This is a genomic window from Paenibacillus sp. TSA_86.1, from assembly GCF_052691815.1.
Genome location: NZ_JBQZGE010000006.1, coordinates 163,076 through 188,079 on the forward strand (window position 1 = coordinate 163,076; position 25,004 = coordinate 188,079).

General features: G+C 45.0%; 13 protein-coding genes. All 13 read left to right on the forward strand.

From position 1 onward, the window contains the following. Nucleotides 1–347 precede the first annotated feature (347 nt). The 13 genes from ACUTVW_RS14875 (at nucleotide 348) to ACUTVW_RS14935 (ending at nucleotide 24,727) form a co-directional block, all read left to right on the forward strand. A complete protein-coding gene (locus ACUTVW_RS14875) occupies nucleotides 348–1,475 on the forward strand; it encodes a glycosyltransferase family 4 protein (protein ID WP_445646527.1) in 1,128 nt (375 codons plus the stop codon). A 171-nt stretch (nucleotides 1,476–1,646) separates the two neighbouring features. Further along, on the forward strand, nucleotides 1,647–5,540 hold the full coding sequence (locus tag ACUTVW_RS14880; RefSeq protein WP_445646528.1) for an S-layer homology domain-containing protein: 3,894 nt from the start codon (nucleotides 1,647–1,649) through the stop codon (nucleotides 5,538–5,540). 205 nt (nucleotides 5,541–5,745) lie between these two features. Beyond that, entirely contained in the window at nucleotides 5,746–6,087 is a 342-nt protein-coding gene (locus tag ACUTVW_RS14885) for a hypothetical protein (RefSeq protein WP_434749171.1), read from the forward strand. Between the two features lie 586 nt (nucleotides 6,088–6,673). Continuing rightward, nucleotides 6,674–9,895 carry an Ig-like domain-containing protein gene (locus ACUTVW_RS14890; protein WP_445646529.1) on the forward strand — a complete coding sequence of 1,074 codons (3,222 nt, stop codon included), beginning with the start codon at nucleotides 6,674–6,676 and terminating at the stop codon, nucleotides 9,893–9,895. Between the two features lie 143 nt (nucleotides 9,896–10,038). After that, a complete protein-coding gene (locus ACUTVW_RS14895; RefSeq protein ID WP_445646530.1) occupies nucleotides 10,039–12,636 on the forward strand; it encodes a hypothetical protein in 2,598 nt (865 codons plus the stop codon). A gap of 165 nt (nucleotides 12,637–12,801) precedes the next feature. Then, nucleotides 12,802–13,365: a hypothetical protein gene (locus tag ACUTVW_RS14900; RefSeq protein ID WP_445646531.1), complete on the forward strand. Its 564-nt coding sequence runs from the start codon at nucleotides 12,802–12,804 to the stop codon at nucleotides 13,363–13,365. A 149-nt stretch (nucleotides 13,366–13,514) separates the two neighbouring features. Continuing rightward, a complete protein-coding gene (locus tag ACUTVW_RS14905; RefSeq protein WP_434749175.1) occupies nucleotides 13,515–13,790 on the forward strand; it encodes a small, acid-soluble spore protein, alpha/beta type in 276 nt (91 codons plus the stop codon). 254 nt (nucleotides 13,791–14,044) lie between these two features. Beyond that, nucleotides 14,045–15,247: a methionine adenosyltransferase gene (gene metK, locus ACUTVW_RS14910; RefSeq protein ID WP_434749176.1), complete on the forward strand. Its 1,203-nt coding sequence runs from the start codon at nucleotides 14,045–14,047 to the stop codon at nucleotides 15,245–15,247. 204 nt (nucleotides 15,248–15,451) lie between these two features. Then, entirely contained in the window at nucleotides 15,452–19,174 is a 3,723-nt protein-coding gene (locus ACUTVW_RS14915) for a SwmB domain-containing protein (protein ID WP_445646532.1), read from the forward strand. 266 nt (nucleotides 19,175–19,440) lie between these two features. Then, a complete protein-coding gene (locus tag ACUTVW_RS14920; protein ID WP_445646533.1) occupies nucleotides 19,441–22,164 on the forward strand; it encodes a stalk domain-containing protein in 2,724 nt (907 codons plus the stop codon). Between the two features lie 47 nt (nucleotides 22,165–22,211). Continuing rightward, nucleotides 22,212–23,372 (forward strand): sensor histidine kinase, encoded by a 1,161-nt coding sequence (locus ACUTVW_RS14925; protein ID WP_434749180.1) that lies wholly within the window; start codon nucleotides 22,212–22,214, stop codon nucleotides 23,370–23,372. Nucleotides 23,373–23,376: 4 nt separating this feature from the next. Next, complete coding sequence (locus ACUTVW_RS14930) at nucleotides 23,377–24,099, forward strand: response regulator transcription factor (protein ID WP_024631627.1); 723 nt, start codon at nucleotides 23,377–23,379, stop codon at nucleotides 24,097–24,099. 235 nt (nucleotides 24,100–24,334) lie between these two features. Next, nucleotides 24,335–24,727 carry a hypothetical protein gene (locus ACUTVW_RS14935; RefSeq protein WP_434749181.1) on the forward strand — a complete coding sequence of 131 codons (393 nt, stop codon included), beginning with the start codon at nucleotides 24,335–24,337 and terminating at the stop codon, nucleotides 24,725–24,727. The last annotated feature ends 277 nt before the right edge of the window (nucleotides 24,728–25,004 follow it).

The following is a 25,004-nucleotide window of genomic DNA, read 5'->3' on the forward strand; positions in this document are numbered from 1 at the left end:
AGAAATTGAGGATAGCTTTTCGTATATGATCAGCGTATAATTCATTCCGGCACATACGTGTGTCACTAGTTGAAAATATTTTTTTCGTTGCACTAGGCACTACGATGTCAGAATAACCCTCTGATCGCCCTTATCCCCAAATTTCTTTATATCCTTGTTCAAGGATGAAATTCGGTGATAAATGCGAACGCTACGCTTCAATAGGTTATTTCTGCCCTCTCCGTTAAAAGTGCAACAGTATATCTTTTCAAAAGTGAAAAACAATGTTTCTTTCATATATAGAAAAAAAGAGATCAGGGGATTTATAATTTTTGTTCAGGTATTATAATTGGGGGTCGAATGTTCAAATGGTAGCGATCTTTATCATTGGATTTCTAGTGTCAATGGGACTTGCTTTAGCTCTGACACCGCTTGTTAAAAAGTTCGCAGTTCGCATCGGTGCGATGGATACACCGAATGCGCGTAAAGTGCATACCCGGATCATGCCGCGTCTTGGCGGATTAGGTATTTTCCTGGCTTTTATCATTACGGTTGCTGCACTGCTTCCGTTTGTCTCTGCCTGGTTTACCACTCGGGACATGAGTTTTGTTAGTGCATTTCTGGTCGGAGGTTCCATCATTGTATTGATTGGTGCTTTGGATGACCGTTTTGAACTGTCTGCCAAAGTAAAGCTGCTCGGACAGATTGTAGCTGCATCTGTTGTAGTATTCGGATTTAACATCCGTGTAGACTTCGTCAACATTCCATTTCAGGATGCGTATTCTTCACTCGAGACGTGGGTATCCATCCCGCTGACGATTCTGTGGATTGTTGGTGTCACTAACGCCATTAATCTGATTGACGGACTAGATGGTCTGGCTGCTGGTGTATCCGGTATTGCTATTGGAACGATCGCAGTGATGTCTTTCCTGATGGGCAATACCATGATTGCTCTGATGTGTCTGGTGCTGCTCGGCAGCATTATCGGATTCTTGTTCTTTAACTTCCATCCAGCCAAGATATTCATGGGGGATACCGGTTCACTCTTCCTTGGTTTCTCACTGGCAATGCTTTCGATGCTCGGATTCAAACAGATTGCAGTTGTGTCCTTCATTACACCGCTGATCATTATCGGTGTGCCGCTCTCGGATACATTGTTTGCGATTATTCGCCGTGCGGTACAACGGAAGCCGATCTTCTCACCGGACAAAGGCCATCTGCATCACTGCCTGCGTGAACTGGGATTCAGCCATCGTCAGACTGTACTGATCATTTACGGTATTGCTGCATTCTTCGGTGTGCTCGCGATTATCCAATCTTCGGCAGCGATGTTTGAAGCAAACTGGGTAACCTTTGTTGTGATCTGTATCATGATGTTCTTCCTGCAAGTGGGTGCTGAAGTCATCGGACTTGTTAGCAAAACGAGAAGACCCGTGATCAACTTCCTGATGCGTATGCGCGTGAAGTTGAACCCACAGACCCGTTCTAAATCCTAAACAAACAAAATGGATGATCTCCTGCTATTGTTCAATCTCATATTATAAACCCTGCCTTATCCGGAAATCGGATAAGGTTTTTTGTTTTTTTTGAGATTTTTACTAAATAATTGGAACCTTTTTGCCGATAAATACTGGTAACTGACTTAAAAAGAGGAGAGATGATACGTAATGCAACAAAAGAAACGGCCGTTGGTCTGGATCATGTTGGTCACCATGGTGCTCTCATTGTTCCCACAAGGTCTGTTCGGTGGATCCGTTGCTTCGGCTGCCAACGCACTGACTACCTACTTTACACCAGATAATACTGCGATAAGCAAAACAGCGGATCTCAACATTGAAGACTCGGCGAATGGAAGATTCTTGACTCGAGATCGAGCTTATCAGACGACTCAAGGGACAATTACAATAACAGGTGCTTATGCTTTTGTATCCAAAGATACAATGCGTGTCAAAGTAGAGCAACTAAACTCTGTTAGCGCACCAAGCAACAAAACGAAGTGGGAGCCGGATGCCACCCGTTCCAACACAACTGCAGTAAACGCCAGTACAAGTGGAAACAACTTTACGGCAAACAACATTACCTTGTTCCCTGGCTTTAACCGGATTACCTTCACGGGGACTCAGGGATCTGTAGAACGTTCAGATACGTTCTATGTGTTGTATGATCAAGTTCCATTTATCCAAGATTTCAAGATTTTCACCGATCCAAGCAGTGGTTCCAATACGTCTTACGGTCTGAATGAAGGAGCGCAGACGGTAGTCAATACACAGTTTGTATCTGTTCAAGGTAAAGTTCAGAATTCAACCAAGGTCACCGTTTCTTTGAACGGCGGAGAAGAACTGGATTCGTCTTTGCTGCAAAATGGAACATTTTTCACGCCGCAATTAAAACTGACTGCGGGATTAAACAATATAAAATTCAAAATTGCCAACGGCTCGGATTCTATCCTTACCGAACGTGCAGTTTATTATTATGACAAAGATCAGCCGTTCTCCAAGCTGAATATCATTCTGAACGGGGGAGAAACCAACTCGGTTCTGAACAACATCCCGACATATAGTACAGCAGCTGCTGATGCTACGCTTGAAGTGCAGGTGGTGTTGCCATATTCAGCGAGCGCTACTTCATTTCAAACTTCAGGTACTCTCACGGTGAATGGAACAACGATGACACTGGGGACAGTTAAAGAAACCGTTATCCCCGGTCCTGACGGTTCCACACCTGAATATCGGATCGTAGAGTTCACAACAACGACTGCATATCCATTGCAGACAACGACGACTCCTGCCGGAGTTGCGAAAAGTCAAATAGCTAATGTTGTTGTTGGGCACGGAACATTCAGTTCCGGATATACAGGGAAGTTTACTTACGCTCCAGGTGTTAAAACGATTACTAATATGTACTATCTGCCAGATTACGTTGGCGGAGCTACTACGAATAAAGTACCGTTGAACAATGCTCAGATTTCTACAGGAGATTTCTACATTTTGGTTGAGTCCAGTCAGGCGATTGGCACGGAAATTCCAGTTGGCGAATATTTGCCGACAGGTACAACCAAGCTGACAATTACAGACCCACCAGCAGGTGTGACTGTTCCAGTAGATGCAACAGGTAAGACGAAGGTGTATTTGGTAAAAAATCTGGCTAACGGCACCCAGAAAATGCGTTTCTATTACACAAATCCTGATCCGCATTATGATGTGACTGTGTCCTATGCTTCCAAAAGCTATATTTACGTAGCCAACTTATATGATGGGCAGAACTATACGTTCAACTCCAAAACGACCCAGTCCTTAACGGTCAATGGTGAGTTTGTTGGTTTCAGTACCCTTGCATCTCCTCAATTCACGAGTCAATTATTTGTGAATGGTGTAGCCAGAACACCTGCTGGTTTCCCGGGCACCAACGGTAAGTTTTCCTTCCCGTTGACTATTGGCGGTACGGGAGAACTTGTATATGGGGAAAATACAATCACAATTACAGGCACAGATAAAGACGGTGCAGGTAAAACGAAGATCATTGAGAAAAAACTAAGAATCTATATTTCGGACAGCAACGTGTCCAACATCGATAAATTCATGCCCGTCCCTGTTCCAACGGATTCTCGTGTCGAATTTATCAAGAATGATGTGAATCTGTATACTCCTGAAGAGATGGTCAACATCTTCAAAGTGACTCCAGACTTTATCATCCGTGATGGTAAGTATGTAACGAGTAAGGATAGATATGATCTGGTATTTAAGGGCGGCGGTGCAACAATTGCGAATCTGTACTCCGGTTCCAAGCTGATCTATAACTATGCAATACCGGTTGGAGTTGATGCGAAGTCGAATCTACCAACTTCAGACGGTCACATCGCTGATGTTGCCGGGAATCAAGATCAATTCATGATCCGTATTCGGAACTATATTTTTGAAGCACCAGGCAGCCATGTATACACGTTAGAGCTAATTAACAGCACGGGAGCAAGAACGACACAACGATTGGAGATTGTAAGAGAACCGTCTTCTTATCGTATCCTCTCTCCTGTAGCAACCGTTGGACAACAGATTGTTGTTAACAAAAACTATGTACACTTTGATATTGAAGCAGAAGGTGCATCACAGGTGTTGATCGGCAAAGAAGCAGCCGTTAAACGCCCAGATATGGACAACCGCTTTGTTCTGGATTATGTAGGTTTGACGCCAGATAAGAATAATGCGATCAAAATCCAGATTACGCGAGAGGGCGGCAAGATTAACGATACGGTTAACGTATTCTATACAAGCACCGTTGGTGTAGATGCACAGTATATGGCACCGAAAGTGGCCAACAAATATTCTGCATTTAATAAAAAGCTTGAATTGTCGTTCCCGAAAGCAACCATTCTGCAGTCGGCTACCAAATCAAGCAGTGGCGTGATCAAGTATTATCCGGACAACAAAATCCTGTTTGGTATTGTTGATCCGAAGGATGGCGTACTGGAACGTAAGAATGATTACGGCTTTAATATTGGACAAGCAGATCCTCGCAGTACTGGAGGGTTGTCACCTATCACCGTTCCGACCATTTTGACAGAGATGTTTAACTCCAACCTGACAACAAGTAACTTCGTTCCGGTATCCGATACGTATTGGATTAATGGCGGAATTGGTGAACTTGGAGACAAAGGTTCAAGCGGATATAAACCAGGAACGAATGGTGTAACACCGTACTCCCTGGAAGGAAGCTTTACACAGTTCCCGACAGAGCGAATTCTAGTGCCTTCCAACCGGGGGACGCTCAGTCTCGCTTATGATCCATCGATTGTAGATGAAGTGGGTTCAACCATTAGTGTATTCCGTTACTCCGATAAGAGTAATATTGGACAATGGGAACCGATTGGTGGAGCTGTGGATACCAAGAAACATACCATTACCGTGTCTTTTGACGAATTCGGCTATTACAAAGTAATGAAGCTAAGCAAAAGCTACTCGGATATTACGAATCACCCATGGGCAAGAAATATTTTGAATGCTCTTTACTCCAAAGGAATCATGAACAATTTGCGTTTTAACGCGTTTGGTGCAGACGATCAGACTTCACGTGGGGAGTTTGCTACCCTGCTGATCAAAGGTTTGGATATTCCTCTGAACTATTCGAAGGATATACAAACCTTCACAGATGTAAATCCAACAACAGCAAGCGATACATGGGATTTCGCATCTATTGAGACAGCGGCCAAAGCAGGTATCATTACAGGACTCAGTGATGGATACTTTGGTGTAGAAGATCCAATTACACGTGAGCAGGCAGCCGTTATGATCGCACGTGCGATGAGCATGAAGCTTGCCGCAAACGACAGTAAGCTGGCAGCAACGATGTCTAAATCCTTCCAGGATTCTAATCTGATTGAGTACTATGCCCGTCCTTCGGTGCAGGCGGTATCCAAGGCGAAAATTATGGAAGGCAGTCCAGTGCAGGGCAATGCCAAATCATTCCTTTTCAATCCAAAAGGGAACCTGACTCGCGCTGAGGCAGGCAAAATTGCCGTTGAACTGTTCAAAAAAGGAACTAAACTTTTCCCTAAAACGTTAAGTTAATGTATCAGATCTGAGAATGTTTTAGGAAGAACCTGTCCCTTAAATGAGAAGGGGCAGGTTATTTTTACGGCTGAATATGAGATGGTATAGAAACCTTTTATAATAGAAGGAAACAGTTTTTTACCAATAACTATTTTTGTAATTTGCTAGAGATTAAGATACAATAGCGGTAAATACACAATGATCTAGAGGGTGAAGTTAGCTTATGAAACCGATTTATTCTAAGGCTCAGCTGGGCTACATGAAGGCGAAGACACAGTTCGAGAAGCAAGCAGTCATTCTGGAGAAAAAGTTGGAAGATACACGCAAGACTCAGGAAATCTCTCAGGAAGTGATGGAAGGGCTAGTACAGACTACGGGCTTCCATGATGCGTATAATAATCTGGTTCTGGCAGAGAATGAGCTGATTGAATGGTCTCACATAACGATGAAACATGAGAAGACGTATCGTGAGAACAGACTTGCGATTGATGACATGTATCTGAAGTTGAACAGTGATCCGAAGATGCGTGCACAGATTATTGAATTGGCAATGAAAATTCGATAATATACAGAATTGAACATGTGAAAGAGGGCCAAATGGCTCTCTTTTTTTATTTTGGAAAATGTGGAATTTGTCGCTTCATCGTCATAATTAGCGGGTATAAATAAACGTCCCACACATTTCTGACTCTTTCTTATTACAGATGGCGAATCAGCAAAGTGGTGGTACAACTGGTTTTGAACACGCTAGAAACCCGCACTGCACCAATACATAAATAAGTTCAAAACTTTTTTTGCGGAATGCGCAACTTTTTGAAATCTACTGCGTTTAAGATGTAGAGTCGAAAACATTGGGGAACTTACCAAGAATGACCTCGTGAAGAATCTTGTCTATTTATTAGAAAAAATTACTTTACGGCACGAGAGACCCATTGTATAATACGTTAGGTAGGATTAGGAAACTACTCTATTTACGTGTGATTCTATCATTATTCTAGGTAACAAGTTTCTGTGATATGCTCACAGACATCATTTATATTAACTTGCTCATGACTCTGGAAAGGGGGTGCGACAATAGAATGAGGAACACGAGCGACCCTATTAAAGAAAATTCCAATGTTATGAACACCCAAGGAGGAGAAAAAAAGTTTATGAAGAAAATTTTATCCGTAGCTTTGTCTACAGCAATGGCATTCTCAATGTTTGCTTCTGTAGCATTCGGTGATACAGCAGTTTCCCCGCAACAACAGTTTGATGCATTGAAAGCAAAAGGTATCTTCGAAGGTTTCCCTAACGGTACTGCAGGTTTGGATCAAGAGATGACTCGCGGTCAATTCGCAAAAGTTATCACTAAATTGCTCGGCCTGAAAGAAGTTACTGGTCAACTTTCTTACAACGACAAAAACTACACAGCTAAAAACTGGGCTGTACCTTACATCGAAGCAGTAACTGCTGCTGGTATCATGGAAGGTAAAGACAAAGTTAAAAAAATCTTTGACTTCAACGGTAAAGTGACAATCGCTGAAATGGCGACAATCCTTACTCGTGCACTTGACCTGGAAGTTCCAGCTGAAACGAACAACAATGCTCCAGCATGGGCTAAAGGTTATGTTCAAGCAGCAATCAACGCTGGTCTGATTGACGCTAAAGCTAACTTCACTGCTAACGCTTCCCGTCAACTGTTGGTAGGCGCAGCTTACTCCGTTGATCAAGCTCAAAGCTTGAAAGTTGCTTCTTATGAAGTAAGCGAAGCTGGTAAAGTTGTTACTTTCAAAATCAGCGACGGTGAATCCGTTAAAGTAACTTTGGATAAAGCTCTTGAAGCTAACAAAGAAACTGAAGTGAAATTCACTTACAAAGAAAAAGAATTCACTGAAAAAGTTACTTATGTAGTAACTACAGCTACTAAGCTTGAGAGTGCAACTGCTACTAACTTGGCTCAAGTAGTTCTGAACTTCGACGGCAAAGTTGACAAAAACACTGCTGAAGACGAAGATAACTACACAATTGCTGAACGTGATACCAATACAGCTAAAGGTGTAAAATCTGCAGTTCTTTCTGCTGATGGAAAATCAGTTACTTTGACAGTTGCGACTGGTAACGAAACTGGTTTCACTAACCAAGTAGCTTACAAAGTGAGCTTCAACAATGTAAAAGCTGGAGATAAAGTTTTGAGCGTTAAAGACCAAGAGTTTACTCCAGTTGATTCTACACTGCCTGTTGTTGAGAGCGCTCAAGCTCTGGGTAACAAAACAATTCGTTTGGTGTTCAGCGAGCCAATCAGATCCGCAAACCCAGGTAATTTCCAAGTTGACGGAAACACTTTGGTTGGTACAACTAAAGTTACAGGTAACACTGTAATCGTTAAATTGTACACTGCTCTTTCTGATGGTGCACACAAAGTGACAGCTACAAACGTTGAAGATTATGCTGGTTTCAAATCTTTGGCTAAAGAGTTGAACTTTGATGTAGTTGCTGATACAACTGCTCCAACAGTTACTGTAGAAAGTGCTACTTTCGAAACAGTTACATTGAAATTCAGCGAGCCAGTTGACCCAGACACAGTGTTGGCTTCCAACATCTATTGGTTGCAAGGTTCTACTAAGAACTACGCTACTGGATCAGTACAACAAGTTTCCGATGACACTTTCAAATTCACATGGGCTAACAAACTGCAATATGCAACTGACGTTTATGTGACTAACGTGAAAGATTACTCTGGTAACACAATTGCTGCTGACACTAAAGTTGCAGTGAACCCTGTATTGGATCAAACTCGTCCAGAAGTTGTTAATGCTGAACTGAATTCTGATCGCAAAACAATCACTGTGAAGTTCTCCAAAGCTTTGGAAGCTGCTTCTGTTGACGCTAGCGACTTCGTGATTAAAGATGCTGATGGTAAAGAAGTTAGCAAACTGAAAACTGCTACTCCTTCTGCTGATCGCAAAACTGTAACAATTGTTCTTGCTACATCTTTGACAGAGGGTAAAGCTTACACTTTGAACATCACTGGTGTAAATGACGATACCACTTTGAAAAATTCAATTTTGCCTTACTCAAAAGAGTTGACTGTTAAAGATACAACTCCACCACAGTTGGTTACTAACCCTGTTGTAAGAAATACGACTAACAACACTATCACAGTTACTTTCAATGAAGCTATGGCTGTTTCTGGTGATGGTGCAATCACAGATCGTGCTAAGTATTCTTACCACACAACTGCAGATGGATGGCAAGTATTGCCTGCATCTGTTAACATCAACGTATCTTCAGATGGTAAATCTGCGGTACTTGGATTCCCACAAAATATCAAAGTTAACAATGTTGATAAATTACAAGTGCGTTTGGTTAAAGACGTAGCAGGTAACTATCTTCAAAACTTGACTTCTGGTGATTTGACAGTAGGAAATGCTACAGCAGTTACTTATAGCTCTGCTGCAGCTACAGCTACTAATAAAATCGAAGTAGCATTTAGCAAAGAGTTACTTGCTAGCACAGTTACAGCTTCTGACTTCACGGTTAAAGCTGGTCAAACAGAATTGAGTGTTATCAACGCAGTTTTGGCAAGTGATGCTAAGAAAGTAGTTCTTACTTTGGCTGACTCCACTAAGTTGAATGAGAACGGTACTTATGGTACTGGTACTCCTTCTCCTGTAACGGTAGTAGTTAAAGATGGTGCAACTACTTCAACTTCAGCAGGTGAAGTGATTGCTCAAGGTACAAAAACTGTATCTGACAGCATTCCTGCAACAATTGAATCTGTTAAAGGTTTGGCTAATGGTAAGTTGCAAGTGACATTTAACGAAACTCTTGCAAGTGCAGCTACAGTTGCTGAGCGCGCTAACATTGCAACTGACTTCGTTATCAAAAATAGTGATGGTACTCTTGTTCCTGACACAGATTATAAAGTTGAATCTGTTAATGGCGCTATTGTAACAATTAACTTCACAGCAGAACAATCTGGTGTTGGTTCGGTTGCTATCCCTAACCCTAGATTCTTGAAAGACGCTTCTAATACTACAGTTGCTTCCTCTTCTGCTATTGAAGTAGAACTGAAAAAAGATACTACAGCTCCAACTGTAACAACGTTGTTGCCAGCAGCTGGTAACTTCACATCATCTACTACTCACACATTGGTTTTCAGTGAAGCAATTGATACTTCAAGCCAAAATGCTGTTAAAGCAGCTGTTGATGCTGCTTACTCCGCAACTGGAACTGCTACAGTTTCAAGTGCTTGGACTTCAAACACTACTTTGACAGTAACTATTACTGCAACAGATGCTACTAACCAAGTTACATCTGGAGCAGTTGCAAATACTAACGTTACTGACTTGGCAGGTAACACTTCTACTGGAGTTGCATTGCAACAATAATATTTTGTTTTAATAAGAGGAGCCCTTGTGGCTCCTTTTGTTTTTTTAAACGAATATGTATTAATCACAACAACATCGTAACTTTCTCCCCTTCCCAAACGTTTATACTATATAGCAACAAGCAACTTATGGGAGGTTTGGAAGTGGATCAAAAGAAAATGGTTGTGAGCTTGCTCGCCAGTGCAATGTTGATCAGTTCAACGGCGGGTCTGGCGATGGCTGCAAATACAACAACGAAGTCAACGGCTGCCAGTAGCAATAGTAAGGCAACGAAGAAAACAACAGCTCCGAAAAAACAGGTTGTACATACCCTGGGGAACCTGTCCCCTGTTAAGGTGACTGCACGCAGCACCGTAAGATTAACGGATGTGAACATTCTGGCTCAGGATGATGGTAACGTCGTGACATATACGCTGTCGTATCAAAATAATGACAGTAAACCTCTGATGATGATTGATTATTGGAGCAAGGTGAAGACGAGTGGAGGCACGGTGTTCTCCCCTAAACTGATCACGAAGGATCAGGAAAAGAAATCAATCTCTCCTGGTTCCACGGTAGAGCTGACTTATGTCATGAAAGCGGGCCGTGAAGTGAAGATTAGTGATCTGAACTTCCTGATCGTGAAATGGGACTTCAGTCAAGCTAACTATGAACGTACGCTGGGCAAGTTTAATGTGCCTGCCTCTTATAGCATTGTTACACCTGTAGGTAAACCTAAGACGGTTCGTCTAAGTGACTCTGCCGTGAAGGTCAAAGTCTCCGGAATTAAAGTCTATCCAGGTGAAGATAAGAATCAGTATGTGAAAATTGGAGTCAATTTAAACAACATTAGCTATAAATTGTTGGAGAATCCAAACATCAAATGGATTTTGCGTACTCCGGGTGGTGCGAACTATCCATTAATTCCTGACAAGGACAGTGCAACGGTGAGCATTCAGGCACAGGCGAACAAGTCTCTGGGTCTGATGGCTTCAGTTCCTGCATCCGTTAAGTTGCAAAAGTCCGAACTGCTGCTTGTAGAGGAACAGGGCGAAGAGAAAAGTGTGCTTCCTGTAGCAGCTCTGCAGCTGCCTGAGGCAAGCAAAAGTAATGTAAGTGTTGCAGCAAACCAGTCTAATATTATTTCGATTGATGGACAGCCTCTGTCTACGTTGTTAAGCTCCTCCAGAGTTCGTGTAGATGATGGGGAATATACGTTAAACATGCAGATGGTACTTAAAAACGAAGGTAAAAAGGCGATCAAGGTACCGACATACTCCTTCGAGGTACGTATGGCTGATGGAACGATTAATCCCATCGAAACCAAAGCATTGGACAACTTGAAATTGAATCCAGGCGATATCAAGACCATTAAGCTGAGTGGAACATTCCAAGGGGATGGCGACACCAGCAAGATGAAGTTGTATGTCATGAGCCCTAAAGACAAGAACGAGGGCACAGATTCCGCAACGACAACTCCGGCAAACGGATTGGTCTTCTCTTATCCTGTCGGAGTCTATACTCTGCCTGAGTCCGTGTCCGAGGGGGATGGACTGACGACAGAAACCGTTATCAAAAATAACAAAGGTACATTTGGTGTATCGTTCGGTTCACTGCAACGTTTGCCATGGCTGGATAGCGATATCATTGCCGCTAAGGTGACGATTCGCAATGCATCCACCAAAACGGTACAGCTTCCGGAACTGGAAGCAATGTTTACGATTGACTCTGCGAAGATCGATGGAGATAAGAAGTTAATCTACATGCAAACCGGTAAACTGCTGGGTGCAGGTATGACAACGGAAGCTTATCTATTAACGAAGATCCCATCAGATCTGCGGATGTCCCGTTTGGAGCTTAGCCTGAACGAAAAGGTAAGTGAAGAAGAAACGAATGAATGGATTACACTGAATACCTCTGGTCTGATCCAACCGGTATCCTTCATCTCCAAAGGTAAAACGTACCTATCTGGTACGGGGGATAAAGAGACGGAGATGGGTGCACGCAGAACGATCCGTTATCCAGGGGCATCATCCGATATTGTGTATACGGAATTTGAGATGACGAATAAATCTTTGCGTCAGAGCGGTCTGGGCAAACTGGTAGCTTACTATAAGACAGCAGACGGTCAGTACTATAGTGCAACGGCAAAACAATCGGAGCGTTTGCCAGGACCTGGACAGAAATCCATTGTGACGTTCTGGGCCAAACTGCCAAAATCCGTTACCTTCTCGGACTTGAAGCTGGTTGTAGGTGAAGGGGTTGCCGATGGTAAGTTTGTAACTGGTGAAGGAGAAGCAACAGCTTACGTTAATGCTATGGCATTCGAGGTTCCACCCGTATCCATCAGTGTACTAGGCTCCCTCAGCAACATTGATCTCTACCCTTATAATCTGACAGCACATAGTGTGCGCGCTTATCTGGCAGGCAGCGCGTCTGTGCAGATTGAGATGAACTACACACTCACTCGCAACGAAGAGACAGAGATGGCTGAAAATGAACATAAGCTAATTCTCACACTGACGGATCAAGCGGGTAAGTCGTATGAGAAAGAGCTGACGTTGGGCACAGACATCAAGGCGGGTAAGAACCAAACTCTGACCTGGAGCATTGAAGACAACTTCTTCGAGAAGCTGCGTGGCGGTTCGTATCGTCTGAGCCTGGATGATCAATTCCAGGGACAGCGTCTACGTCTGGCAGAACAAACCTACGGATATGACCTGACAAAGCTTCCTAGGGAAGAACCGACAGAGGTGAAATAAGGAATATTACTTCCTGCAAGCTCTTACTAAGTCGTACTTCGATTACGAGAATGAACACAGAAAACCTCGCTTCCCCATGAAGGGGAGCGAGGTTTTACTTGTCCCATCTCATCTTTTTCTCTATAGTTAAAGTTAATAGATTACCAGAGGAGGAACAAATTACAGATGAAGTCATATATGAAAGTATCTCTGGCCGCACTGGCCATTGGTGTTGGTGTGTGGGTAGGGGCGGTATATAACGATACAGCTATTGGTGCAGGTACAAGTCAGCCGGGAACCGCAGATGATCCGGTGGTGACGAAGAGTTATGTGGATCAGCAGATTCAGAAGGCACTGGGCGGGGGTGCTGGCACAAGTCCGGGAACATCCACTGGTAACAATGGATCGACGGGAACAGGCAACACAGGCGGATCTAGCACAGATCCGGGACTGCCGCCGCTGGTATCAGGTGCAACAGATACCGTGGAGATTGTAACCGTGAAGCCGGGTCAACAGCTGCTCGGTAAATCTGGCGCGGAGTTCATTGTACGTAGCGGTAAAGCGGTGATCGTCAGTGAGGGTACGAATGGTGTAGCCGATCTGACGGACGGGGTAGACCTGACGAATGGTCAGGCAGCGCCGACCAATCACCTGCTTTCTTTTCCAAGGGACGGACGTGGTATTACGGTTCTGGATGGTAACAAGTACAGCTTGACAGTCATGGTACGCGGTGGATATACGTTGAAATAGGTTGTGCAGATTGGTGTGAAATTATTCTTTTTCTATTGGTGGCTTATTGCTCAGATTAACCAGTTCTAACAATCATTAATACGGCTAGCCGGGCATGTTCCTGCTCACTCTATACCTGTAGACAACCCACAAACGGAGGTGCAGGAACAATGGCTAGAAGTAATAAGAAGGTTGTGCCGGAAAGTCGTCAAATGCTCGATCAGATGAAGTATGAAATTGCTGCTGAGTTTGGTTTGAATGTAGGCTATGGTAGCCGCGGGGGTCTGGCAGGTGCAGATACCGAGTTTGGCGGAGAGCTTGGCGAGATGAGTGACCATTCATATGGGCAGTATAAAGGGTGGGGGCATCTCACATCCCGGGAAAATGGATCGGTCGGTGGAGAGATTACCAAACGCTTGATCCGTCAGGCAGAACAGCACTTGTAGAACTCATTCGTAACGTGCCCTTGAATTGACACCACTTGACAAATACGATAAGATGGCATATGAGGTATGCAACCTTTTCCACTAGGGAAAGGTTGATTTTTTGTTAAGGCCATTTCCTGAAAAATCCTTGTCTTCGTTAATGCGGATCAGTGTCCTTATTATACTGTAAGCTTCTTCGAGGGTATAGTGAACGAATCGCCGTTATGTTTTGTTCGGGCAATCGCCATACTATTGTTATGGGAGGTTGAAACTTCATGTCTATTAAAGGCCGACATCTTTTTACATCGGAGTCTGTAACTGAAGGACATCCGGATAAAATCTGTGATCAGATCTCTGACGCTGTTCTGGACGCATTTCTTGTGAACGATCCAAATGCTCGTGTAGCGTGCGAAGTTTCGGTGGCGACAGGCCTTGTGCTTGTTATTGGCGAGATCAGCTCTGCTTCTGAATATGTGGACATTCCAGCTATTGTGCGGAATACGCTGAAGGAAATCGGATACACGCGTGCCAAATACGGTTTTGATTATAATACATGTGCGGTACTGACGTCACTCAACGAACAGTCCGCTGATATTGCACAAGGTGTTAATGCTGCGCTGGAGCATCGTGATCCAGAGCAAATGGCACGTGAAACAGAGAACATTGGTGCAGGTGACCAAGGTCTGATGTTTGGTTTTGCAACCAACGAAACACCGGAACTGATGCCACTTCCAATCGCTTTGTCCCACCGTATCGCACGCCGCCTGGCGGAAGTGCGCAAGAACGGTACGCTCGAATATTTGCGTCCAGATGGTAAAACACAAGTGACGATTGAATACGACGGTGACAAGCCGGTACGTGTGGATACCATTGTGGTATCTACGCAGCATGCAGAAGAGACAACACTGGAACAGATCCAGAAAGACATCAAAGAGCATGTAATCCTGCCTGTCGTTCCAGCGGAATTGCTGGACGAGAAGACCAAATATTTCATTAACCCAACGGGACGTTTTGTTATTGGCGGACCTCAAGGGGATGCAGGCCTGACAGGACGTAAGATCATTGTAGATACATATGGTGGTTATGCACGTCACGGCGGTGGTGCATTCTCGGGTAAAGATCCGACGAAGGTAGACCGTTCTGCAGCGTATGCTGCTCGTTATGTCGCGAAGAACCTGGTTGCTGCGGGTCTGGCTGACAAGGTGGAAATTCAACTTGCTTATGCAATCGGTGTAGCGAATCCGGTATCCATCAACGTGGATACTTACGGAACAGGCAAAGTCAGCGAAGAGAAGCTGGTGGAGCTTGTACGCAACAACTTCGATCTTCGTCCAGCCGGCATCATCCGTATGCTTGATCTGCGTCGTCCGATCTACAGACAAACGGCTGCTTACGGTCACTTTGGCCGTACAGACCTTGATGTACCTTGGGAACAAGTGGACAAAGTAGAACTGTTGAAAACGCAGGCAGGTCTGTAAGCGAAAGCAATGTTTAACATAAAAGTGGAGAATATGACAAAGCCTTTGGTTCCTTATGGGATCAAAGGCTTTTTTATGCTGAATTTCTAAAAAAATAAAATCCTATAATTTCCAAATGGTTAAACTTCATTCCCAATTTGACCGACATACATATAGAGGTCTGTACACCAGACATAAGGAAATAGGATTGAGGGGGAAGGATGGGTGTTTGTGAATAAATGGGCTCGTAAGGGATGGATTGCACTATTCGTTGTCATGTTAATGACACAAGGCTTGTTAACCGGCTGGACAGGCGGAAATACGGCTTATGCCGCAGATGACTTGGCTGCGAAGGGAATTAGCGCCACATTACCTCTGTTAAATGCAACGCAGGCGGACGGAACACAGCCGCTAAAGATTGAATTCACCAACCCGGTGAGAAAAGTAACTGGAACGCAAGAAAAAATCAGCATTCACCGACTTTCAGATAATTCGGTAGTACGTGACATTAATGTCGGCGATCCAACTGTAATTATTACACCTGATGATGCGGCTGTAGATGCGACTTTGGGAAAAGTAATTACCATCACGCCAAGTCAGGCATTGCCTGGAGGCAGCTTTTATGTTTCCATTGGCAATCGGTCTTTTGTATATGCGGATGGTCAGACTTTTTTTGAAGGACTGAACAAAGAGTGGACATTCCATGTAGCTGCTGCAAGTCCGGCCAGACTACTAAACCGTACGCCGCAAACGGCATCTACGGGAGTATCACCATCAGCTAATATCACATTGACCTTTGATCAGGCCATGTCCAGAGGCATAGGTAAGCTGCAAATCTATCAAGGAAATACGTTGTTCGAAGAGGTGGACGCAAGTTCTCCACAGATTAGCTTCAATGGTTCCCAAACGACGGTAACGATTGATCCAGTTCGAAATTGGGCCAATAACAGCACCATATACATAGCTGTACCCGAAGGTTATTTCCGTGATGCACTTGGCAATGATACGGCAGCGATTCAGCGAATCGACTGGGGGTTCAGTGTGATCTCTGATCCATCGGCAATCACAGTAGCCTCCCTGTCTCCTGCGAATGGAGCAACGGGAGTTGCGCTCTCAACGGAACTAAATGTAACCTTCACCAAAGAGCTGGATACCAGCTATTCTGCTCAAGCCATCCTGAGAAGTTCGAACGGTGGTACGGTTAACGCAACAACGATCATTAATAGCTCGAATAACCGTCAGCTACGCATCATTCCACAATCTGCTCTGACGAGTAATACAACGTATACAGTCGATATTCCGGGTAACGTCTTCCGGGATCGTTCCGGTAATCTGTTCACAGGTCTAACCGGGACAAGCTCATGGACGTTCAGAACCCTGTCTGTCGATACGACACCTCCGGTGCTTAAAACAGCGAAAATGTACAGTAATACGATTATTCGTCTAACCTATGATGAATGGTTATCCACGTATGACCTGCTGCCTTCCAGCTTTGCAGTGACGGTCAACGGTGAAAATCGCAGTGTAAGCACGGCTTATGTCTCAGGCGATAGTGCACATGTTGTGCTGGATACAGGAGTCGCTGTCGGACAAGTGGTGAAAGTAGCTTATACTGCACCAACAACAACTACACGTAGAATTCAGGATTTGTCCCTGAATGCGGCAGCCTCCTTCTCGGCAAGAGATGTGGAAAATGGACTGGATTCCATTATGTCCAAACCTCGTGAAGGTGTGGCATACACAAACAGCATTACTCTCTACTATCCAGAGACCGTATATATCAATTCCAGTAATGCATACAAACAGTTCAGTGTTACTGCGGATGACAAAAATATTGGTGTAAGCAGCATGTCAACCAACACCAGTTCACAGGTTACGTTGAACCTCGGTTCTTCGATCAGCAACGGTGAGGTGGTACGAGTATCGTACCAGCCAGGCAACGAGCCGGTAAAAGACAGCCGCGGGCAGCCGCTTGCAGGTTTCAGTGGGTTCTATGTACGGAACACCAATGATTCGAAGCCACCTGTATTCCAGAAGGCTGAAGTTAATGCCAATAAGCTGTGGATTTATTACAATGAGCCGCTCAGTCGATTGAACAAACCGATGAACAATCAATATTCGGTACTGGCAGACGGCAAACCGATATTTGTGAACAACGTGGACATTGATGATGATCTGGTGACGCTAACGCTGACCACGCCAGTGACAAGTACACAAGTTGTGACGTTATCTTATGTGCCGGGGGCAACTCGGTTGACGGATCTGAGTAACAATCAGGCTGCGTTGCTGGATCTTGTGCCCGTTACACAGACATTCGGAAACGGTACAATTCTGTCCGGCGTTCTGCAAGGAGATACGATTCAGATCAACTTCCGGAACGCATTAAAATCAGAAGCGGTATTGACCCCTTCCCAATTCAGAGTGCAGATTGGCAATGAGATTATTCCAGCCAGCTCAGCCTCGGTTAACGGGTCTGTTGTGACCATTAAACTCTCTAAAGCTGCCCAAGCGGGACAGTCGGGCACAGTGACGTATACACCGGGCGGTGTGCAGCTTAGAGATGCATTGAATACAGAAGTTGGGGCGTTCGGACCTTTGACGCTGCAGGAGAAGTCGGCGAGTACTACCCCAACCGATAATACATCGGCAGGACTTCCATCCTGGCTAACGGAACGTAATGCGAATAACTCCGGTTTTGCTCAGAGTATGTTAGTTCTGGGTACGGATTCCGCAACGGCCAAAACAGCAGCTTCTCGTTATAACCGTACAACACAGCAGTACACTCTTGATGAGAATAAGCTTGAACAGGCCTTCAATTACGCTTCAAATAGCTTTAAGTTGAATCAACCGATCATATTTGAAGTTCCAGCAACGAGTGAAGCAGCCTATGTGGGTATTCCATTCCACAAGCTCTCTCAACTGGCAGGGAAATACCGTACAGGTACGGTCGGGGTCAAATATAAAGACAATGTATGGATGGTCCCTTTTGCAGACCTCACATTTGTAACTATGGGACAAAGTGCAGGAATCACGACGGCTCCAGGGACAGCAACGTTGTATGTTCAGATGGAGGCTGTGCCAAGACTATCCGCAGGTGCCATGGACTTCATGTTATCCAGATCCAATGCACAGAGTCTGGGAGAAGCAACAGAAACCTTTGTTACACTCTTTAACGGCAACACGGGAAAAAGTGTAGAGCAAAATATTAAAAGTCAATATATAACTAAGGTGCCTGGAAACACTTCGACACTGTTAACGACCTTGACAGCGATTGATCCTAACTCACAATCGTTATCGTATATACCAACGTCTTACCGAACCTCTTCGACAGGGATTGTAGCAAGAGGTCTGCTGGATGGAAATCGCGTGATCGCACCGATTACCCATCTGGTCAGTTTCCCGAAAGCATCGGATTGGTCCAGAGAAGCATTAACGGAACTCGCTTCCAAATGGATTATTACCTCGGATAATCTGGACAAGTATAATGTCAAAACGAATATCACCCGTGCCGAGTTTGCTGAACTCGTTGCGAGAGGGTTAGGACTCAAACCAGATGCTTCTTCAGCACCATTTACTGATCTTGGCAGAAGACCTGAGACGAATGGATATATCGGCGCTGCAGTGAAGGCAGGCATTATTGAGGGTGTAGGCAAAGGGAAGTTCCAGCCAAACAGCCCAATTACCCGTGAACAGATGGCGATTATGTTAATCAAAGCCATGAAATCTGTTGGCCAACAACCGGCACTTCAGGAAGACGCAGATGTTACGCTGAAGGTGTTTAAGGATAAAGACAACATCAAAGCATCCAAGGATTTTGTAGCCAAAGCTGTGCAGACAGGCATTATCCAAGGAAACCTGGATAAGACCTTCAAGCCTTTGGGTAAAGCAACCAGAGAACAAGCAGCCGTGATGTTAAAACGGATGTTGAATCAGATCGGTTATCTGTAATTGAAATGAGCCGGTTTCAAAACTCATAAGATATAAAGGTTCAAATATAAATATGCAGAATTATTCCCCAGGTATGGAGACTCACTTCAGGCCTGGGTCTTTTTTTTACCAAAAAAGCCCTTAATATTCAGGATAATCGTAACTTTTTCCACAAAAAACAGTCTATTAATAGAAGGGTATGCTAGAGGTCGTTCTATGTACTGCCACTCGGCTGCATAAGTGTGATGTCTAAGATTGATATACAAGATGGGAGAGACGTTTCGAACATGCTGGGGAAACATGGGAAACAGCGACAAGACGTTAAGTACAACAAGGCAAAGAAATGGGCAATTGTAACACTGGCAGGTGTGATCTGGATTGCACCCGTAATGAGTGCAGGCGGGCAGATATGGTCTGGAACTTCATGGCAATCGGTAGCATCGGCCGCATCGACGAATACGAGCAAGCTCGGAGAAGAAATTCTGACTTCGGGTGCTAAGCTCATGAAATACAGATATACGACAACACGTTCAGGATCTAAGGTGAATGTGCTTGCAGATGTGATCCAGGTAGATCTGCAAAATCCTTATGTGAAGCTGGATGTGATGACAGGTAGAGGCAACAAGTTAAACAGCAAACAGAGCACTGGCGGTATGGCGAAGGAAAACGGCGCAGTGGCTGCGGTGAACGGGGATTATTTTAACGTATCCGGGGAAATGTCACCGATTGGCGGTCAAGTCTCTGACGGAGTTCTGGTGTCTACACCATCTGAACTGAAGGGCATGTATGCCCTCACCGTAACCAAGGATGGCAAGCCGATGATCGATGAATATTCATTTGATGGCACAGTGAAGGCACAGGATGGTTCAACCTTTGCCCTGCGTGGGATAAATAAGGAGGACTATACGGTTGAAACGGGATCGGGTTCATACAGCCATGCGAACTCCATGTATATTTATACACCTGCATGGACGTCAACCAAACGTCCGAATGATCCTTCTACCACGCCGACGGAGGTGCTCGTACAGAATAATGTCATCACGCAAATTTCGGATAAAAAGGCGTTAAATATGACTGTGCCGTCAGACGGGTATATCCTTCGTGCCCATGGTACAGCGGCGACATGGATCATGAGCCACCTGTCTGTCGGGCAGACAGTGGGAGCAGATTACAGACTGGTCGCCAAAACGACAGGACAGACTGTTGACCCAAGTAGTCTGGAAATGATGATTGGTGGTCATACGATTCTGGTGAACGGAGGCCAGGCGGCTTCCTTCTCGCGGAATATCGCTTCTTCGGGAATTGGTGGTGTCCGTGCCAGAACAGCGGTAGGATATTCTCAGGATGGCCGCTACGTGTACATTATTGCAGCAGAAAAGAATGGGAATAGCAGTGGTATGTCCCTGACTGAACTCCAGTCGTTCATGACCAGTATCGGGGTATGGAAAGGCATGAACCTGGACGGCGGCGGATCAACAACCATGGTTACACGTCCGCTGGGTGAACAATCGGCCAGCCTGACATTTAATACCGAGTACGGTACCGAGCAGCGTCAAGTTGTCAATACACTCGGCGTGTTCTCAACAGCACCTGAAGGTAAGCTGAAGGGCTTTGCGGTAAGCGGCAGCCAGACGTTGCTTGCAGGTCAGGAAGGCAAGTATTCTGCGAAAGGGTATGACACCTATTACAACCCGATCGCCACAGGCAATATTCCGTTGACCTGGAAATCAAGCAATAACGGAATTGTCAGTGTCAGCAACGGAACGATCAAAGGTGTGAAGCCGGGTACAGCAACGTTGACGGCTACGAGCAGTGGAGCTGCATCCTCGATCAAAGTAACGGTACTGGGCGGCAGCGAGCTGGCTTCTCTGACAGCTGGTTCAGGTCTTGGTTCGCTTCAAGCGGGTACCACCGTCTCGATTCCAGTTACGGCTACTACGAAGAGTGGGCAAAGCGTGACTGTACCAGCGGATTCTCTGACATGGGAATTCATTGGATTTAAAGGAAAAGTAGCAGGTGACCAGCTGACGGTATCATCTGTGAATGATGGAGCACAGGTTGGTTATGCGATCGGCCGTTATGATGGTTACAGCACGGTTGTTGTACTCTCTGCAGCAGCGAGCGAAACCATCTGGGAGAATTTCGAAAACGCGAACTATCCGATTAACTTCACAACCAATGCAGCAGGTGTCACAGGGTCGGCCGCAGTCGTGGCAGGAACCGGTGAAAAGGCTGGATCTAAGGTACTGCAACTCAGTTACGATATGACGGGTGGAACCGGTAAAATGTACGCCTATGCGGAGCTGAACGGTTCAACAGGTAGAGACGTATCAGCAACGGCAACCTCCATGTCGATGGATGTGATGGGTGACAAGAGCCTGAACTGGCTGCGAGCGGAATTCACAGATGCCAAAGGCAAAACGGTATATGCCGATCTTGCCAAAGCGATTGACTGGAACGGATGGAAGAAGGTTAGCGTAGACCTGAATGGTCTAAATATGGCTTATCCGGCAAAACTGAAGCGTGTATATGTTGTTAACGTAGAAGAGGGGCAGGATGAGCGTGCGATGACCGGAATGGTTGCGTTCGACAACATTGCGTTCACGATGCCTTCGAAATCCAGCGAAGTTGGATTGCCTGTGGGCACAGCTTCACTGGTGCTTGGACAGAAGTCGATGACGGTGAACGGTACAAAAAAAATCATTGATGCAGCACCAGTCATTCAAAATGGAACAACATATGTGCCCATCAAACATGTACTGGATGCCTTTGGCGGACAGGCAAGCTGGGACAGCAAAAATCAGCGGATTACCGTAATTCGCGGCAGTAAACTGATCGATCTGGTGGTAAGTCAGAAAGAATTGGTTCTGAACGGCAAAAGACAGAGCGCAACGGTTGCACCTTACGTAAGTGGGGGTAGGACTTTAGTCCCTCTCAGACTCGTATCCGAGCAACTTGGGCTGACTGTAAAATGGGAACAGAACACGAAGACCGTTACCATCTCATCGTGATATGGTATGATATATACCGGAAACGATAGAAATGGAGTCGAACAAACGTGGATTTACAAGCCGATGCCATAGACCGCGTCATAAAAAACGCCATACAAGTCATGGAAAACAGCAAATATCAAATGTTTGAAATCATGGACTCCACTCGCGATGAGCTGAAGACGCTCAATGAGGAGCTCAAGTCAGTGCTGAAGGAAACGGCGGAAACGATCGAGAAAGTAGATCAATTGGAGCTGAATTACCGCCGTTCCCGGATCCGGCTGACAGAGGTGAGTCGTGACTTTGTCCGTTATTCGGAGCATGATATCAAACAGGCGTATGAGAAAGCGACACAGCTGCAGCTGGATCTGATGATTTATCGTGAGAAGGAAATGTATCTAAAGGCCCGTCGGGATGATCTGCAGAAGCGTGCCAAAAATGTGGAGGCTTCTGTGGAGCGTGCCGAGACGATTGGTTCGCAGATGGGCGTTGTGCTAGAATATTTGTCAGGCGAGCTGGGTCAAGTGACCCGGATTATCGAGTCTGCCAAGAATCGACAAATGATAGGTTTGAAAATAATTTTGGCCCAGGAGGAAGAGCGGAAACGTATTGCCCGGGAGATTCATGACGGGCCTGCGCAGATGCTTGCCAATCTAGTGCTTAGGACGGAAATTGTAGAAAGAATGCTCATTAAGCAGGATTTTAAGATGGTCCAGGCCGAAATAGTAGATTTGAAAGGCCAGGTTCGTTCAAGTCTTGAAGAAATGAGAAAAGTTATTTTCAATCTGCGTCCTATGGCACTGGATGATCTGGGTTTGATTCCAACGCTTCGCAAGTATGTGCAGGATTTTGAAGTAAAAACAAAAATCCGGTCGCTTTTTGAAACAAGAGGTAAGGAACATCGTCTCTCTTCTGCAATGGAGGCTGCAATCTATCGTCTCGTGCAGGAAGGTCTGTCTAATGCTGCCAAACATGCTTATCCCACATATGTTGTCGTAGAAATTACATACCAGGCTCAGCTCGTCAAAATTGTCGTACAGGACAATGGGCTTGGGTTCAAACCGGAGCTTCTTGCGAAGAAAAGCAAGGATCATACCCACTTCGGTCTGATCGGGATGAGGGAACGTGTTGAACTGTTAGAAGGAAGAATAGAGATTGAATCCGCAGAGAATCAGGGAACCAAAATAGTCATTCATATCCCGACAAACGTGGATAAGGGAAAGGAGTAGTAGGATGGAAAACCGTGATACTGGAAAAGCATCAATTAAAGTTCTTTTGGCTGATGATCATCAGCTGTTCCGAGAGGGCTTGAAACGCATTTTAAATATGGAGGACGATATTGAGGTCATCGGCGAATGTGGCGATGGTATTCAAGTGCTCGAATTCTGTAATCAGGATAAGCCGGATATCGTACTCATGGACATTAACATGCCTGTGGAGAACGGTGTTGAAGCGACCGAGAAACTGCGCGAGCTGTTCCCGGATGTTAAGGTTATTATTTTGTCTATTCATGATGATGAAAGTTATGTATTTGAAACACTCCGTAAGGGAGCAAACGGATATTTGCTGAAGGACATGGAGGCAGAGTCCCTGATCAATGCGATTCGTTCGGTTCATGAAGGGCATGCATTTATTCACCCTAAAGTAACGGGCAAACTGATTATGCAGCTTCGCCGTATGACGTATCTTAATGAGACAGGTGCGATGAGTGAAGGAGCTTCGAAGGAAGCAGGCGTTAAGTTTGTTGCCGGGGACAATAACCCGCTGACACGTCGTGAAGCTGAGGTATTGCGTTTGATGGCTGAGGGTAAGAGCAACAAGATGATTGGTGAATTTTTGTTCATCAGTGAAAAAACAGTTAAAAACCATGTCAGCAGTATTCTGCAGAAGATGGAAGTGGACGACCGTACACAGGCTGTTATTAACTCCATCAAATATGGATGGGTTACGCTGTAATAGGTGTAATTTTTAGATCTGTACTCACTCGCGCCCTCTCCACTCGCTGGATTGGTTTGCGGGTTGATGGACTTTATCACTGCACATGAACAAAGTGTCGGGGTGTGTTGAACATCTGTTCAAGTGAGCGTCGACTGGTTGTTGGCTGTAACCCTTCGGAATACGTGGCATATACTGCTGTATACAGGGATGTTCGCCATGGGTGAACATGACCTTCCGAGGAGGTGCAGTTGCCATGGTTGCTCATTTGACTATGATTCTGCTTATATACTTCCTGGCGGCAATGGCCGTTCATGTGATGCACCAGCGCCATACTTCCCGCCCGGAGTCCGAAGGCTTCGAGCAGATTCTGCTCATTCCTTCCAATCAGGTAGGACGAATTGAGGGCATTATTCGAGCACTTTGTCTGGAATTATTATATCGTGGTAAAAGCTTCACATTAACGGTGGTCGCCGATCATAAAGAGGCGGAGACCATCACGATTATTGAGAAGATGATGCAAAGACAAGGCATGGAGCTGTCTTATCTTCCTGCTGTGCCAGCGGAACTTGAACATGCAGTGCAGACAAATGAGGGCTATCGTCTCATTGATCTGCGCAATGCCAGTGATGAAGCCGGAAGCAGGTAATTCTCACACTAGTCATGTTGCAAATGTGGAGATACACATTTTTGACGGGAAAGATTACAGCATGGTGCTGTAGTCTTTTTTTTGTAATTGTAGCCAAGCCTGCCTTTAAATTAAAAATGGGTTTTATTGCAATCTATGGTTAGTTATTGGGTTTATCACTTCGGATGACGCTGGAAGAAGCATTTTGAAGTCAGAAGTCTTAAGTTAAAAATATAGACTGATCAAACTGGAAAAAGTTGCGCATATTCCAAAGAAAAAATCCAATTTTTTGTTAAAG